At 71.5% G+C, this 16,395-nt stretch carries 11 protein-coding genes; 1 reads left to right on the top strand and 10 read right to left on the bottom strand.

The window, feature by feature from the left end:
• Positions 1 to 96: 96 nt before the first annotated feature.
• Genes AC2DGY_RS03755 through AC2DGY_RS03725 form a run of 7 tightly spaced genes read right to left on the bottom strand, consistent with a single transcriptional unit; the run spans position 97 to position 9,222 of the window.
• A complete protein-coding gene (locus tag AC2DGY_RS03755; protein ID WP_484508362.1) occupies positions 97 to 1,287 on the bottom strand; it encodes a M20 metallopeptidase family protein in 1,191 nt (396 codons plus the stop codon).
• On the bottom strand, positions 1,284 to 2,057 hold the full coding sequence (locus tag AC2DGY_RS03750) for an ABC transporter ATP-binding protein (RefSeq protein ID WP_484508361.1): 774 nt from the start codon (positions 2,055 to 2,057) through the stop codon (positions 1,284 to 1,286). The genes AC2DGY_RS03755 and AC2DGY_RS03750 overlap by 4 nt, the downstream gene beginning before the upstream one ends.
• Positions 2,054 to 3,871, bottom strand: coding sequence for a dipeptide/oligopeptide/nickel ABC transporter permease/ATP-binding protein (locus AC2DGY_RS03745; protein WP_484508360.1), 1,818 nt, complete (start codon positions 3,869 to 3,871; stop codon positions 2,054 to 2,056). Before AC2DGY_RS03745 ends, AC2DGY_RS03750 begins: the two co-directional genes overlap by 4 nt.
• Before the next feature lie 10 nt (positions 3,872 to 3,881).
• Entirely contained in the window at positions 3,882 to 4,895 is a 1,014-nt protein-coding gene (locus AC2DGY_RS03740) for an ABC transporter permease (protein WP_484508359.1), read from the bottom strand.
• A 10-nt stretch (positions 4,896 to 4,905) separates the two neighbouring features.
• Entirely contained in the window at positions 4,906 to 6,495 is a 1,590-nt protein-coding gene (locus AC2DGY_RS03735; RefSeq protein WP_484508358.1) for an ABC transporter substrate-binding protein, read from the bottom strand.
• A 43-nt stretch (positions 6,496 to 6,538) separates the two neighbouring features.
• Positions 6,539 to 8,119: a hydantoinase/oxoprolinase N-terminal domain-containing protein gene (locus AC2DGY_RS03730; RefSeq protein WP_484508357.1), complete on the bottom strand. Its 1,581-nt coding sequence runs from the start codon at positions 8,117 to 8,119 to the stop codon at positions 6,539 to 6,541.
• Complete coding sequence (locus tag AC2DGY_RS03725; protein WP_484508356.1) at positions 8,116 to 9,222, bottom strand: S-methyl thiohydantoin desulfurase family protein; 1,107 nt, start codon at positions 9,220 to 9,222, stop codon at positions 8,116 to 8,118. The genes AC2DGY_RS03730 and AC2DGY_RS03725 overlap by 4 nt, the downstream gene beginning before the upstream one ends.
• A gap of 73 nt (positions 9,223 to 9,295) precedes the next feature.
• Here AC2DGY_RS03725 and AC2DGY_RS03720 point away from each other — a divergent pair, with 73 nt between their 5' ends.
• Entirely contained in the window at positions 9,296 to 10,780 is a 1,485-nt protein-coding gene (locus AC2DGY_RS03720) for a helix-turn-helix domain-containing protein (RefSeq protein WP_484508355.1), read from the top strand.
• A gap of 42 nt (positions 10,781 to 10,822) precedes the next feature.
• On the opposite strand, the gene AC2DGY_RS03715 is transcribed toward AC2DGY_RS03720, so the two are convergent.
• Genes AC2DGY_RS03715 through AC2DGY_RS03705 form a run of 3 tightly spaced genes read right to left on the bottom strand, consistent with a single transcriptional unit; the run spans position 10,823 to position 16,388 of the window.
• Complete coding sequence (locus AC2DGY_RS03715) at positions 10,823 to 12,286, bottom strand: amidohydrolase (protein ID WP_484508354.1); 1,464 nt, start codon at positions 12,284 to 12,286, stop codon at positions 10,823 to 10,825.
• Positions 12,286 to 12,930 (bottom strand): FMN-binding negative transcriptional regulator, encoded by a 645-nt coding sequence (locus AC2DGY_RS03710; RefSeq protein WP_484508353.1) that lies wholly within the window; start codon positions 12,928 to 12,930, stop codon positions 12,286 to 12,288. Before AC2DGY_RS03710 ends, AC2DGY_RS03715 begins: the two co-directional genes overlap by 1 nt.
• Complete coding sequence (locus AC2DGY_RS03705) at positions 12,927 to 16,388, bottom strand: bifunctional proline dehydrogenase/L-glutamate gamma-semialdehyde dehydrogenase (RefSeq protein ID WP_484508352.1); 3,462 nt, start codon at positions 16,386 to 16,388, stop codon at positions 12,927 to 12,929. The genes AC2DGY_RS03710 and AC2DGY_RS03705 overlap by 4 nt, the downstream gene beginning before the upstream one ends.
• Positions 16,389 to 16,395 lie beyond the last annotated feature (7 nt).

Here is a 16,395-nt window from a genome sequence, read left to right as displayed (position 1 = left end):
GTCAAGAGTCGCTCCATCCTGGCACGGGCCTGCGCGCGCGCGTGGCCGCGCTGCCCGAGTGGGGAGGATCCGGTCATCCCCAGCTGAGCAGGCGGATCAGCCCCGTCGGCGAGAGAGGCGTCGCCAGGCGAGTTCGGCGAGGAGCTCGGCGTGCGCGCCGAGTCGGCCGTCGTCGAAGACCGCGCGCTCCGAGTGCATCGGCGCCGCGTCCCCCTCGGCGACGTCTTCGGGCCGGACGCCCAGGAACACGAGCGTGCCGGGCACCTCTTCCAGCACGTAGGCGAAGTCCTCCGAGGCCATCGATGGCGCCGCGAGACGAACGACGTTCTCCGGTCCGTAGAGCTCGTCGAGGAGATCGAGCACGAGGCCGGTCTCGTCGGGGTCGTTCACGGTCACCGGATACGAATCGATGAAGTGCGCCTCCACGGAGCACCCGTGCGCCTCCCCGATGGCGGTGACCAGCCGCGGCAGCTCCTCCCGCACCAGCTGGAGGGTCTCCCGGGAGAGCGTGCGGATGCTGGCCTCCAGGTCGACGGCGGACGCCAGGACATTGCCCGCCGGGGAATCGGAGGAGATCCTCGTCACGGACACGATCGCCGGGTCGGTGGCCGGGACGCGCCGCGCGGCGAAGGCCTGAACGGCGAGGATGATCTCCGCGGCGACCGGAACGGGGTCCACCGCATGGTGAGGGAAGGCGGCGTGCCCGCCGGTTCCGGTGACCCGGATGCGCAGGCCGCTGGCGCTCGCCATCATCGGGCCTCTGCGGGTCACCGCCGTGCCGCCCGTCGTGACGCAGTCCACGTGCACGGCGTACGCCGCGACCGGACGCTCACCGGCAGCATCCAGCACGCCCTCCTCCAGCATGATCCGGCCGCCGGCATACCCTTCCTCGCCGGGCTGGAACATGAACACGACGGTCCCCGGGAGCTCCGATCGACGCTCCGACAGCAGACGCACGGCGCCGACGAGCCCTGCCATGTGCAGGTCGTGCCCGCAGGCATGCATCGCTCCACCGGCGGCGAACGGGAGGGCGGTCGCCTCGGTCAGGGGCAGGGCGTCCATGTCGGCTCGGAGCAGGACGACGGGCCCCGGACGGCCGCCGCGCAACACGGCGGTGATCGACGACAGTTGCCGTCCCGTGGTGATCTCCAGGTCGAGGTCGGCGAGCGCGGCGAGCAGGCGCTCCTGGGTCTCGGGCAGATGCAGGCCCACCTCGGCGCGTCCGTGCAACTCGCGCCGCAGCGCGACGAGGTCATCGCGCAGTCTTTCGGATGCCTCGAAGCTCATGCGTCGAGCTCCATCCGCCGCCCGAGCACGGGGACGGCCTCCAGGAGGTCCCGGGTGTAGGCCTCGCTGGGGTCGTCCAGCAGCTGCTCGGTGGGTCCGGCCTCGACGACGCGGCCCCCGCGCATGACGCAGATCTCGTCGCTGATGTAACGGACCACCGCGAGGTTGTGCGAGATGAACAGCATCGACAGCCCCAGCTGCTGCTGCAGGTCGCGCAGCAGATTCAGCACCGTGGACTGCACGGACACATCGAGGGCGCTCGTGACCTCGTCGGCGATGAGGATCTCGGGGTCGCCGGCCAGCGCCCGGGCGATGGTGATCCGCTGGCGCTGCCCACCGGAGAAGGACCGAGGGAGCTCGCCCGCGCGTTTCGGGTCGAGGTCGACCTGCCGCAGCAGCTCGGCGACGCGGTCGCGGCGTTCGGCGCGCGAATAGCTCTGACCCGAAGCAATGAGCCCCTCGGCGATGGAGTCCCCGATGGACATCCGCGGGTCCAGTGCGGAGAACGGATCCTGGAACACCAGCTGCAGACGCCGTCGCGCGGTCCGCGCACCGCTGCTGCGGCCGAGGGTGCTCCGGCCGTGCACGCGGATGTCGCCGGCGTGGACCGGCGCCAGTCCGACGGCGGCGTTCGCCACCGTCGACTTGCCCGATCCGGACTCCCCGACCAGGCCCACGGTCCGACCCGCGGGTACCACGAGGGACACGGCGGAGACGACCTCGCGATGCCCGTACCGGACCGTCAGGTCCTCGATCTGCAGTGCGCTCATCGTGGCGCCCCTTCCCCCGGCGGCACCGTGCCGGCGATGACGGGCAGCGGTTGCGTGCGATCCGTCCGCATGTCGGGCAGACACGCGATGAGCCCCCGCGTGTAGGGGTGCATCGCCTGTTCCTTGATGCGCGCGGCTTCGAGTTCTTCGACCACTTCTCCGTCCTTCATGACCACCACGCGATCGCAGAAGCCCGATACCAGGGCGATGTCATGCGAGATGAACACGATCCCCGCGCCGGTGGCCCGTTGGGCGCGACGCAGCACGGTGAGCACCTGCCTCTGCACCGTCACATCGAGTGCCGTGGTCGGCTCGTCGGCGATGATCAGCCGCGGCTTGCCCGTCAGCGCCATGCCGATCATGGCGCGCTGGCGCATGCCGCCGGAGAACTGGTGCGGGTAGTCGCCCAGACGGGCGGCGGGGTCGGGGATGCCCACGACGCGCAGGCCTTCCACCGCTGCTTTCCGGGCGTCAGCACGGCTCATGCCGAGGTGCACACGGGGCACTTCGGTGAGCTGGCGCCCGATGGTGAGCGCCGGATTCAGCGAGGTGAGGGGATCCTGGAAGATCATGCCGACCTCCACACCGAGCCGCTTGCGATCCGCGGGGCGCAGCCTCTCGTCGAGGTCGATGTCGTCGAAACGCCGCAGCTCCGCGTCCACGATGGCGGGGGCCTCGAGGAGGCCCGCCAGGGCCATGGCCGTCAGCGACTTGCCCGACCCGGATTCGCCGACGATGCCGACGACCTCTCCCGGGAAGACGGAGAGATCGACACCGCGCACGCGCTCCACGACGCCGCCCTGCCCGTCCGGGAATGCGATACGCAGTTGGCGCACCTCCGCCAGCGGAGCCGCGGCGGCGCGCGTCGGCCTCGCCGCCGGCTGTCCGGCGCGACGCCGGGCCATGACCGCGGCACGGCTGGCGTTCGCGACGGCGCGGAGTCCCTGGCCGGGCTGGCCGCCGAGGGTGTCGGCGATCATCGTGAAGACGAGCGCCGCGAAGACCACCGCGAGACCGGGTCCGAGGGCGGCCATCGGGTTGGTGTAGAGATGGCCGAGCCCCTCATTCAGTAGGCGGCCCCAGTCGTACTCCGGCGCCTGGACGCCCAGTCCGAGGAAGGACAGCCCTGCGAAGGCGAGCAGCGTGGTGCTCGCCGCCGCCGCCGACTGGACGAGCAGCGGGTTGGCGATGTTGGGGAGGACGTGCTTGACCATGATCCCGAGCGGGCCCACGCCGACCACGCGCGCCGCGCGCACGTAGTCCTGGTCGCTGACCGACGCCGCCATGTTGTACACCATCCGCGTGATGCTGGGAATCCCCGCCAGGCCGATCGCCAGCATCGCTCCGATCGCCGACACGTCCCAGATGACCGAGAAGAAGAGGACGAGCAGCAGCCAGGGGAATGCCAGGAGGATGTCCATGACCCAGACGACCGCCCGGCGCGCATGCCGGGGCAACATCGCCGCGGTGAGTCCGATGAGGAGACCGCCGCCGATGAGGATCGCCGTCGCTCCGGCCGTCAAGAGCAGCGAGATGCGCGCCGCGACCATCACGCGCGCGAAGATATCCCGGCCGATGTCGTCGGTGCCGAAGAGGTGCCCGGGCCCGGCCGACGCCCAGCGCTCCGCGATGTTCCGCGCGGTGGCCGCCTCGGACCACAGGCCGGGACCGACGATCGCGATCATCAGGAACACGGCCGAACCGACGATCGCGACGATACCGGTGGGGCTGATCCAGGCCGAACGCCGCCGCCGGGTGGGAAGCGGTGCGCCCACGACCGGGACCTCGATCATGCCGGGGATGGCAGTCGTCATGACGGGTGCCTCAGCCTTCCGAGATGGTGGTGCGAGGGTCGATCGTGATGAGGATCAGATCGACCACGAGGTTCACCACGAGGACCATCGCGGCGTAGACGAGCACCATGCCCTGGATCATCGGGTAGTCCTTGGTTCCGACTGCGGAGATGAGGGTGTTGCCGGCGCCCGGGATGGCGAACACCGTCTCGATGATCACCGTGCCGGCGACCAGCCCCGAGAGCAGCAGCCCACCGACGGTCAGCGTCGCGGTGACGATGTTCGGCAGCGCATGGCGCAGCAGGATGATCCGATGCGGGAGCCGCTTGGCGCGCGCCGTGGTGATGTAGGTCGAGTCCAGCACCGTGATCATCTCGACCTGGACGATGCGGGCGAGGTACGCCATCGGGCCCAGGGCGAGCGCGAGGACGGGGAGCACCGCGTGCGAGGCATCCCCCCACCCCGCCGGCGGAAGGAGTCCCAGCCAGATGCTGAACCCGGCGATCAACCCCACGGACAGCACGAAGTCGGGCACGGCGATGAGCACACCCAGGAGGCCGGAGACGCCGCTGTTGGCGGCGCGACCCCGACCTGAACGCACGAGGAGCGCCGCCCCCATGCCGATCGGCAGCGCGCCGAGGACGGCGAGCACGAAGCCGAGAGCGGCGAGCGTCACCGTGGTGGGGAAGCGCGACGCGATCGTGTCGCCGACGGAGAGCCCCGACTGGATGGATGTGCCGAGGTCACCCCGCAGCAGCCCGGAGAGGTAGTTCCCGAGCTGCTGCAGGAGAGGGAGGTCCAGCCCCAGTGCCTCGCGGGTGCGCTCGACCAGCGCCGCCGGGGCGGTCGGTCCGAGTGCGGCACGCACCGGGTCGCCCGGCACCAGGTGGACGAGGAAGAACGCGGCGAGGACCACGACGACCAGGCTGACGACGAGGCGGCCCATCCGCCGGAGGGCGAAGTCGCTGCGCGGGGAGAGCCGCAGCGTCCTCCGCTCCCGCGCGGGCACGGCCGGCGTCACCTGCCGAAGGTCGGTCGTGGTCATCGCCGCTTCCTCACTCCGTCATGCGGATGGTGACGGGCTGGATGTAGTCGGTGATCTCGAAGGTCGCGCCATTCATGAAGGTCGGCGACTCCGTGCCGGCCATCAGGAAGGTGTGGAAGTTCTCCACGACGACCTTCTCGGCCTCCTCCCAGTACCCGCACGCTTCCTCCGGGTCCGCGGCCGCACGGGCCTGGTCGGCGAAGGCGGTGTACTCCGGGTCCATGACGCCCATGAAGTTCAGGCCGCCGTCCTCCGGCGAGGCCCCGCCGTAGAAGAGGTCCTGCGTCACCGGGCTGCCGACGCCGATCTGAATCCAGCCGGTGTCGTAGTCGAACGTCTCGTAGAGGTACTCCGACCAGGCGGCGCCGTCCATCGCGACCAGGTTGGTCGTGATGCCGAGCTCTTCCCAGTCCTCTGCGAGGAGCTCGCCGGCCGAGGCATGACCGCTCGACGTCGCGTCGTAGATGAAGTCGATCGTCAGCGGCGTCCCGTCCTTCGCACGCGTCCCGTCGGCTCCGGCTGCCCATCCGGCCTCATCCAGCAGCTCCGCGGCACGCTCGGGGTCGGATGCCGGCCGCTCCCACACCGGCTCCTCGTTGAAGCAGGTGAACGGGGCGTCCGTGATCCAGGAGGTCAGCTCGTACGGGTGCCCACCGGTGACGACCTCGGTCGCGTCCTCGTGGTTGAAGCCCAGCACGAGCGCCTCGCGGACGAGCGGGTCGCTGGTAGGACGGTCGGCGCGCTCGTTGAACAGCATCTGACCGATCGGGTTGATGCGGCCCACGTACTCGTGACCGGCGCCCTCGATGCGGTCGCGGTCGGGGCCGGATACCTCGGCCGCGTTCAGCTCGCCCGACACCAGCAGGTTCGCGCGCGTGGATTCATCGGTGACGACGGTCACCTCCAGCCCGTCGGGCAGTCCCTCGGTCTCAGAGGTGAGTCCGTCCGGGCCCCAGGTGTAGTCGTCGCGGGTCTCGAAGACGTACCGGTCGGGTGAGACGTCGGTGAGGTGGTAGAGGCCGGTCCCGTTGGACCCCGTCTCGAGGCTCGACGGGTCGTCGAGGCCCGCCTGAGCGACCATGAAGATGTCGCCGACGATGGTCGAGAGGAACGGGTCGGCGGCCTCGGCGGTGACCTCCAGCGTCAGCCCGTCGCCGGTGGCGGACAGGCCCGCGGGCATCACATCCGCGAGGACCGTCGCATTGGCCGGATCGGCGTGATAGTTGATGTTCGCGGCGGCCACCGTCGCGTCGAACGGCGTGCCGTCATGGAAGGTGATGTCGTCCTTGAGCTCGAAGGTCACCGACATGCCGTCGTCGCCGATCTCCCACGACTCGGCGAGCCACGGGTACTCCTCGCCCTCGCCGTCGGTGTAGATGAGGCTCTCGTACGCGTACGTGAGGACCTGCAGCTCCTGCGGCTGATTGGCGGTCATCGGTTCGATGCTGCCGACCTCGGGGAAGACGGCGTGGCGGAAGACGCCGCCGGTGGCGGGTTCTGCGTCCGTGCCACCACCGCCGCCGCCGGAACAGGCTGCGAGGGCAAGTGCGAGGATTGCGCCTCCGGCGAGGAACGCCGGCGGGGTGGTGCGTCGATGCATGGTTACTCCTCGGGTTGCTGGTGCGTTTATCGGGTGTGGAACGTCAGTGATTGGCCGGGGTCGGAGCGCCGAGCTGCGCGAGCGGACCCGCTGCCTTCACCGACACCTTCACAGTCGGCCGCGCCGTGTAGGACACGGGGGTTTCGAGCACGTCGACCACCGCCACCTGCAGCGGGTCGGCACCGGCCTGGATCGCTTTGGCGATGGCGGCCCGGGATGCTGCCTCGATCGCCGCCTCGCGGTCTTCGATGTCGGCCATCTGGTCGGCGCGGCCGCCGGCGAGCGAGATCGCGGCGCCGACCGCGTTGGCGACGTCGCCATGAGCGGGGCGCACCACCGGGCCTGCGCCGGCGAGGTCGTCGGGCACGAGGAACGCGCCCCCGCCCACGACCACGAGCGGCAGATCCAGGCGGCCCAGCGACAGCCGCTCGACGGCCTCCTCGAGACGGCCGTGCGCGCGGGCGAGCGCCTCACGCAGGGCGTTCTTCGTGGCGGCCGGGAGGGCGGGAAGGGTGCGGCCGTCGATGGACGCGCCGGCCAGGGCCGCAGCATCCGTCAGTGTGGAGGTGGAGCCGCCGAACAGCAGCGCCTCCTGCTCGATGCGGTAGCCGACCGAGCGCGGGCCGACCGCGCCGGTGGCCGGATCGACGATGGTCCCACCCCCCACGCCGAGGCTCAGGATGTCGGGCATGCGGAAGTTGGTGCGCACGCCTCCGATCTCCCGCGGCAGTGTCGACTCCCGGGGGAAGCCGTTGACGAGCACCCCGAGGTCGGACGTGGTGCCCCCGACGTCGACGACGATCGCGTCGTCGACGCCGGAGAGATAGGCGGCGCCCCGGATCGAGTTGGCCGGTCCCGACCCGATCGTGAGCACCGGGTACTGGGCGGCGTAGTCGAGCGACATCAGCGTGCCGTCGTTCTGCGCGAAGTAGGTGGTCGCGTCCAGCCCCTCCTCATCCACGACCGTGAGCAGGGCGCGCGTGACGGAGCGGGCGACGCCGTACAGCGCCGCGTTGAGTGCGGTGGCGTTCTCGCGCTCGAGAAGGCCGGTCGGGCCGATGTCCTGGCTGACGAAGACGCGGGTGTCGGGCCCGAGGTGCGAGCGGATGAGGGCGGCGACCTCGAGTTCCTGCTCGGGGTAGGAGGGACTGAAGATCCCCGCGACGGCAACCGCGTCGACATCGTGGAGACCGTCGAGGAACCGGAGGACGCCGTCTCGGTCCAGCGGCGCGATGGGGGTTCCGTCCACCATGTGTCCGCCGCCCAGCATCGCCGTGCCCGCAAGGGCCGCCGCAACGAGATCGGCCGGCCACCCGGTGAGCGGCGGGTACTCCGTCGCGGCCGGGGCTCCCAGCCGGATCATCGCCACGCGGCCGAGCTGCCGTCGGCTCACGATCGCGTTGGTGGCGTGGGTCGTGCCGAGCATGACCCGCGTGACCCGAGCGCGATCCTCACCGATGCTCGCCAGCACGCGCGCGATCCCGCCGCGGATGCCGCCCGTGACATCGGGGGTGGTCGGCTGCTTGGTGGCGGCGACCACCCGTCCCGATCCGTCGAGAACCACGGCATCGGTGTTGGTGCCGCCGACGTCCACGCCGATCGACAGGGCTCCCGGATCGTTCACCGCCGTCCTCCCTCGAACGGCACGTAGGGCAGGTCGTAGCCGAACGCACGGGGACCGGCGAGCTCGAGACCACGATCGGTGCGCCACAACGGATCGCACGCCCACGCGAGCACCGAGACGCGCTGCCCGAATCGGAGCATCTCCGTGGAGATCGCGTGGCCGGTCTCCGAGTCCACGATCGTGATCAAATCGGGGACGCTGGCGAGCACCTCGCCGTCTTCGAGGACGACGAGGTTCTCGTTCTGCAGTTCGATCCGCAGGAGCCGACCACGGTCGGCTCCTGTACCGGCGATGGTCACGGATCCGCGCACGAAGCCGCCTTCGGTCCGCCGGGCGACGTCGATGACCTTGCCCGTGACGAGCACCGCCGCATCCAGCTCGCCGGCGACCGCCGCCACCGGTTCCGACGACGACAACAGCGCGTGGCCCACGCGCACGGCCGCGCTGACGGTCCCCTCGATCACCGCACCTCGGGCGGTCTCCGCCGTCATCAGGTAGTGGGCTCCCAGGCACAGCCCCCCACTGGCGACGGTGACGGCCCGCGCGTGGCGCTCCAGCCACGCCAGGTCCACCGTCTTCATCGTGACCACGTTTCCGACGACATCGCTCATCACCGCGAAGTCGCACGGCACGCCGGCGACGTTCATGGCGATCATCGTCGCCTCCGGAAACGCCCGCCCCATGCCGTCGGCATCCAGCAGCTTCAGTCCCAGGCGGGCGGCCCAGCCGACCGGGCCCACGCCGTTGCTGCCACCGATCTCGGCGGCCATGAGCGTCGTGATCCGCCGGCCGGCGGTGGCCTCCGCCTCCCGCAGCAGCACCTCGATCTGGTTCGCCGACGAGAGCATCTCGATACCGACGGTCGGTGCGCCGATGCCCGACATCACGATGACCGCGTCGTCGCCGGTGAGCTCGGCGACGGAGATCAACGGCACCGGGCCGGCGCCGCGCAGGGCCTGCTCGGCCGCCAGCTGCGCCGTGTAGACGGCGCCGCCCCCACCCGTGCCGAAGATCGCGGCGCCGGCGGCGAGGGCGGCCACGTCGTCGGCGGCGACCGAGGTGAGTCGCTCGTGCGACGGCGCAGCAGAGGGGCGGGGAACCATGTACCGACAGTAGGGACACCCCCGCGCCGCGACAATGTGCCACAGCCCCAAAGAATCCGGCACACTTGTGCTCATGGCACAGTTCACCGTGCGCGACCTGCTCGCTCAACGCGAGCGCCTCGGGCTGGAGCTCGTGGCGGGCCCGGAGGAGGGCGGCGACATCGAGCGCGTGGACATCACGTCGCTCGAGAGCCTCGATGCGCTTCTCCCCGGGACTCTGGCGATCGTCCCGGCCGATGAGACCCCCGCGCCGTACCGCATCGACGTGGCGCTGCGGCGGGCGAGCGCCCGCGGTGTGCCCGGCCTCATCGTGACGACGCGGTTGGTGCTGGCCGAGACCGCCGTCGCGCTCGCCGACCGCGGTCGCGTCCCGGTCCTCGCCGCGGCGGGCGTCAAGCCGTCCGACCTCGCCGTCGCGATCGACCGGCTGCTCTCCGGCGGCGCGTCCGAGACGATGACCCGCGCCGCCTACACGATCGAGCAGGCCACGGCCGCGGCGGCGGGAGCCTCCGGGACGATCGAGGAGATCCTCGCCGCAGCCAGCCGCGCGCTGGGCGTGCGCCTCTCGCTCGTGGACGACCAGAGCGTGCAGTGGACCGACAACGACGCCGTCTGCGTCGGCGAGGTGCCCATCGGCAGGCTGGTCGCCGATACCGCGGATGCGGCGACCGACGTCGTGCGCCCGGTCGTCGCGTCGCTGCTCTCGCGGGCCGCGCAACGGCAGATGCGCGACCGGTATGCCCCCACGCAATCCCGCGCCGACCTCATCGTGGAGCTCGTCCTCGCCGAGTCATCGCGGGTGGAGGGGTTCGTCGGGCAGGCCGCGCGTCTCGGGCTGCCGCTGCAGCACGCCCACGTCGTCGGATGGCTCAAGCCCACCTCGCTGAGCGACCCGGACGCACGCCCGCCCCGGAGCGTCGAACCCGCCCTCGAGCTGTTCGCGCTGCAGTTGACGGAGGGCCGCGAGGAGATGTGGCACATCGCCTTCATCCAGGACGACGCCGTGCTCGTCAGCACCGAGGAACACGGCGCGGGCGATCACCAGCGGCGCCTGCGCGAGGTGGGGGTGCGCCTGCAGCAGCACGCGCAGTCCCTCGCCGGCGGCGGCTGGGTCTACACGCTCGGACTCGGCACCCCGCGACTGGGCGCGATCGGTCTGCGCCAGTCGGCGGCCGAGGCGCGGATCGCCGCCGATTCCGCCGCCGCCTCCGATCGTCCGGGCGGCGTGGAGGTGACCGACGTGACAGGGCTCCGGCGTGTGCTGCTGGACTTCTACGCCTCGCCGATCAGCCGGAGCCTGCTCCACGACGTCCTCGCGCCGCTGGATGCGCTCGGCACCGAACGGGCGACCACCTCGGTGCGGACGCTACTGGCCTACCTCTCGCACAACAACTCCCTCGCGCACGCCGGGCGGGACCTGAACCTGCATCCCAACGCCGTGGGGTACCGCCTCAAACGCATCCGCGACGTGCTGCAGCTGGATCTGGACGATCCCGACACCCGTTTCTCCGTCGAACTCGCGTGCCGCGTCCGGTTGCTGGGCGCCGGCCCCCGCTGACGCGGACCGCCCGTGGGAGGCTCGACGCCTCACCAGGCGGGATCACAGGGCGCGGTGGGTGAAGCGGCCCGCGACGAGGGTCGCCGACACGGGCATGTTCCGCAGTGCGTCCCGCTCCAGCGTGTGCGGGTCGGCGTCGGTCACGACGAGGTCGGCGGGAGATCCCACGGCCAGGGGATGCCGCGTGCTCGCCGCGAGCGCCACCGCCAGCGGAAGGGCCTGCTCGGGATGCCACGCCTCCCGGTGGCCGCGGCTGCGGCTCACCCCGGAGGCGATCGCGTGCCACGGATCCAGGGGCGCCACCGGAGCATCCGACCCCAGGCGCAGCGGCGCACCGGCCGCATGCAGGGAGCCGAACGCGAAGGCCCGGCCGGTGCGTCCCGCCCAGTACCGGTCCGCGATGTCGCGGTCGTCCATCGCATGCTCGGGCTGCACGCTGGCGATCAATCCCAGTCGAGCGAAACGGGCGAAGTCCTCCTCCCGGACGAGCTGGGCGTGCTCGATGATGCCGGTCATCCCGAGCTCTTCGAAGGTGTCGAGCACCTCGCTGTTCGCCCGGTCGCCGATCGCGTGCACGGCCGCCTCGATGCCGCCCGCGCGCGCCCGGATGAGCAGGCCGCGCAGCTCCGCCACCGGCACGCTGGACACCCCGCACGCGTGGGCCGAGTGGGGGTCGAGGCCCGGGTACGGATCCCAGCAGAAGGCGGTGCGGGTGTTGAGCGAGCCGTCGACGACGACCTTCAGCCGCCCCATCCGCACCAGGCCCTCCGGATCGATCGGGTCACCCGTGCGGAGCCCCCGGGAGATGACGGTGTCGAGCCGGTCCGGCCACACGCTGGCGTCGATGCGCAGACTCCGCACGCCCTGCGCGACGCGGTCGGCCCACTCGTCGACGTTCAGCACGTTCTCGTAGTCGACCACTCCGACGATGCCGCGCGCGGCGGCCGCCTCGGCGGCGATGCGGTAGTCGGAGAGGGGAAGCGGCGCCTCCGCGTGGAATCGCTGCAGCACACCGATCCACTCCCCCTCGCTGACGACTCCGGACGCGTCCGGAGCGAGCCCCAGCCGTGCGGCGCCGGCGGTGTTCATCCACGCACTGTGCAGGTCGCCGTTGATGAGCACGACCGGTTCGGCGAAGACGTCGAGGGCCGCGATGCTGGTGGGTTCGGTCCACAGCCCGTCGCGATAGCCGTATCCGAAGAGCACGCCGTGGGTGGTGGGATACCCGCTCGCCAGCGCCGCCCGGACCACCGCGACCGCGTCGGATGCGCTGCGCGTCCCGGCCAGGTCGACACGGCGCTGCTGGATCACCCACTGCGTGAAGTGCACGTGCGCATCCCACAACCCCGGGCCGACGAAGCGCCCATCGAGGGCGACGGTCTCCGCGCCGCCCGCTTCCAGCGAGCCGGCCGGCGCGATCTCGGCGACGAGGCCTCCGGACAGACGGATGTCGACGGGTTCTTCCCCGCCGTAGGGGCGGGCGCCGCGCAGCAGCACGTCGGCCATCATGACTCCGTTCCACGGCGCGGGTGGTGAACGCGCTCCATCCTGTCGGCGAGCGCCGGGTTGCGGTACGGGCCGGGCGCCCGCAACTGCTCGAGTACGCGGTCGACGACGGGCTGGGGCTTGTCCTGGCTCATCTTCTCCTTCGCCTCGACGCGAGTGACCCGCATCCGGAATCCGACCGTACCGCCTACGATCCGGCGCGCGTATTCCTCGTTCTCGAGCGTGGCGGTCATGAGGAAGGGGTGCGGAAGCGGGCGCTCGAAGAACTCGACCAACCGGCCGAGGACCGCGAGGTTCTCCTCGTCGCTCAACAGCTCGGGCGTGCCGTACAGGTGGGCCACGGCGAAGTTCCAGGTCGGCACCGCGGGGCTGACGTCGTACCAGCCGGGTGAGACGTACCCCTGCGGTCCCGAGATCGTCGCGAGCATCTCGTGCTCGCCGAGCTGGTGGAGCCGCTCGTCGGGGCGGCCCACGTGGCTCAGCAGCACGATGCCGTCGGCATCCTCGTCGAGCATCACCGGATAGTGCGATGCGACCAGGCCCCTCCCCGGCACGAAGCTGGTGATCGATGCCCACGGGTTCTCCCGGATGAGGCTCTTGACCCACTCCTCGTCGCCGGCGGCGTAGTCCGGCGCGTGTCTCACCGGGCACCGCCGGATGCGGCCGGCACCGGGTACCGGCGGGGGGTTCCGAATCGGTGTGCGGTGATGGAGACCGCCTGTTCGCGCAGGAACGGCAACATCTCGATCCGGCCCGCCGTCACCGCCGGCCCGCGGTACAGTGCCACGGCCGGCGACCCCTCCGTCACCTCCGCGAGCTCCCGCGCCGAGCCGCCGAGGAGTCGGACGCGCCCGCCGCTGCGGACGAGCGACTCCGCGCGGCGGCGCCAGGACGCCGGGTCGTCCTCGACGTGGGGCGTCACGCCCGCGCCCTCCAGCCACGCGCGCACGGCGGGGGAAAGCTCGGCAGCGGCACTCACGACCAGGTCGGCGCCGGCGCGGACACCGGCGGCTGCCGTGCGCACGAGCGCCGCCTCGGGAGCATCCTCGAATCGGATCGTGACCGGAACCGGCGCGTAGCGCAGGACGTTCTGTTCGGATTCGAGCGCCGACACGTCGCGCGCCGTCCCGAACTCCTCGGCCCAGGCGCGGGCATCGCTCGCCAAGGCGGCGGAAAGCCACGCCCGATCGGCTGCGGGGACGGCCGCGAGCGCGGCCGACGCGAACCCGTCGAAACGGGGTGCCGACGCCGGAGCCGACGGCGGCGCATCCGTCCACGTCCCGAATCCGGTCAGGTAGTTCGGACCCCCGGCCTTCGTGCCCGCGCCGACGACCGATTTCTTCCAGCCGCCGAACGGCTGGCGCTGCACGATCGCGCCGGTCGTTCCCCGGTTGATGTACGCGTTGCCGGCCTCGACGCGCCGCATCCAGGTCTGGATCTCCTCGTCATCCAGGGAGTGCAGCCCCGACGTCAGGCCGTAGTCGATCTGGTTCACGAGGTCGATCGCGTCATCGAGCGTCGCGGCCGTCATGACCCCCAGCACCGGACCGAAGTACTCGGTGAGATGGAACTCCGACCCCGCCTGCACCCCGTCCCGGATGCCCGGGCGCCACAGCGCCCCGTCGGCGTCCAGCTTCTTCGGCGCGACGAGCCATCGCTGGCCCGGCTCGAGGGTCGTCAGCGCGCGCAACAGCTTGCCGTCGGCGGGTCCGATGAGCGGCCCCACCCGGCTCGCCGGTTCCCACGGCATCCCGACCTCGAGCGACGTGACGGCATCCACCAGCTGCCCCCTGAATCGGTTCGACGTGGCGACCGAGCCCACGAGGATCACGAGGGATGCGGCCGAGCACTTCTGCCCGGCGTGACCGAAGGCCGAGAACGCGACATCCTTCGCCGCCAGGTCGAGGTCGGCGCTGGGCGTGACGATGATCGCGTTCTTCCCGCTCGTCTCGGCCAGGAGCGACAGGTCGGGGCGGAAGGAACGGAACAGCTGGGCGGTCTCATAGGAGCCGGTGAGGACGACGCGCTCTACGGCGGGGTGAGCCACGAGGCGTTCGCCCAGCTCGCGTCCGTCGAGCTGCGCGTACGTCAGGACGTCGCGCGGCACGCCCGCTTCCCACAGCGCCTCGACCATGACGGCACCCGAGCGGCGGGCCTGCCGGGCCGGCTTGATGATGACGGGGCTGCCGGCAGCCAGCGCGGCGAGGGTGGAGCCGGCGGGGATGGCGACGGGGAAGTTCCACGGCGGGGTGACCACGGTGAGCCCCACCGGGGTGAAATCGGCACCGTCGACCTGGTCCAGCCGGCGGCCCTGCTCGGCGTAGTAGTGGGCGAAGTCGATGGCCTCCGATACCTCGGGATCGCTCTGCTCGACGACCTTCCCGCACTCGGAGCCCATGACCTCGATGAGGTCGGCCCGGCGCCGCTCGAGGATGTCACCGGCGCGATGCAGGATCTCGGCGCGGCCGTCCGGGCCCAGCGCCCGCCAGCTCTCCCCCGCGGCCACGGCCGCATCGATGGCCGCATCGACAGCGGCTTCGTCGGCGAGGAGGTGGGTGTCGGCGGTCTCGACGCCGAGCGTCGAGGTCTGCATGCGGGCGATGATCTCGTCGGCCCAGGCCCGGTTCGAAGCGATGGCGGGGTCCGAGTCCGGCGCATTGTGGAATCCGCGGACCGGCGCCGGAGCGACGGTGCGGTCCTGCACGCGGTGTGGCCCCGGGACGCCCTCGGGCAAGGCGGCGATGGCGGCGAGGAACCGGTCGCGCTCGCGCGCGAACAGTCCGGCGTCGCTGTCGAGGTCGAACACCCCCGACATGAAGTTCTCGCCGGACGCGCCTTCTTCGAGCCGGCGGATGAGGTACGCGATCGCGACGTCGAACTCCTTCGGGTGCACAACGGGCGTGTACAGCAGGATCGACCCGACGGTGCGGCGGACGACCGCCGCCTGCGCCGTGGCCATCCCCAGCAGCATCTCGACGTCTATCCCGCCGGTGACGCCCCGCCGCTCGGCGAGCAGCCATGCCAGGGCGATGTCGAAGAGGTTGTGCCCGGCGACGCCGATGCGCACATGCGCGGTGTGCTCGGGGCGGAGCGCGTAGTCGAGGACGGCCTTGTACGACGCATCCGTTGCCTGCTTCGACTCCCACGTCGCCAGCGGCCAGTCGTGAATGTCGGCGTCCACGCGTTCCATGGGGAGGTTCGCGCCCTTGACCACGCGCACCTTGATGGCCGCCCCTCCGGAGGCGACGCGGGTCGCGGACCATTCCTGGAGGCGCATCATCGCGCCCAGCGCGTCGGGGAGGTAGGCCTGCAGGACGATTCCGGCTTCGAGGTCGCGGAACTCCGCCTCGTCCAGAATCCGCATGAACACCGCGAGGGTCAGGTCGAGGTCCTTGTACTCCTCCATGTCGAGGTTGAGGAACTTCCCGCCGTCCCGGGCGACCCGGTAGAGCGGACGGAGGGCGGCGGCAGCATCGGTCACCGCCTCCTCGAACGCCCACGGGGTGTGCGGTGCAACGGTGGAGGACACCTTGATCGAGACGTAATCGACGTCGTCCCGGGAGAGCAGCCGGCGCGTTCCGGCGAGGCGCCGCGCGGCTTCCTTCTTGCCGAGGATCGCCTCCCCGAGGAGGTTGACGTTGAGGCGGGTGCCGTCCCCTCCGATGCGTTCGATCGCGGGCCCGAGCTTGCGGTCGGTGGCGTCGACGACCAGGTGCCGGACCATCCCCCGCAGGGCTGCGCGGGCGGCGGGTACGACGATGCCCGGGGCGATCGGGGCGGCGAACGCGCCGAGGCGGATGGCGGCCTTCAGGGGCAGGGGCAGGAACGAGGGGATCAGCGGCGTGAGGGCGGCAAGGTTCCGAGCGGCGACGCGGGTGTCATCCGGGCGTACCACCCCGTCGACGAAGCCCACCGTGAAGGCGAGGCCGTTCGGATCGCGCAGCACTCCGGCCAGCCGCTGGGCCGACGCGTCGACCGGCTCCGCGCGGCTGGCTTCCAGCCAGCGGCGCACGAGCGCGACGGCGTCGTCGGCGAGGTCGGCCGGCCGAATCTCGTCCGGCTGCGCTGTGCGGAGGCCGGCGGGGGCTTCGCTGAGGGTCATGGACGGT

This window comes from Microbacterium sp. Z6_144 (genome assembly GCF_057197625.1).
Note: the sequence above shows the minus strand (reverse complement) of the source record. Positions and strands in the feature narration are given on the sequence as shown.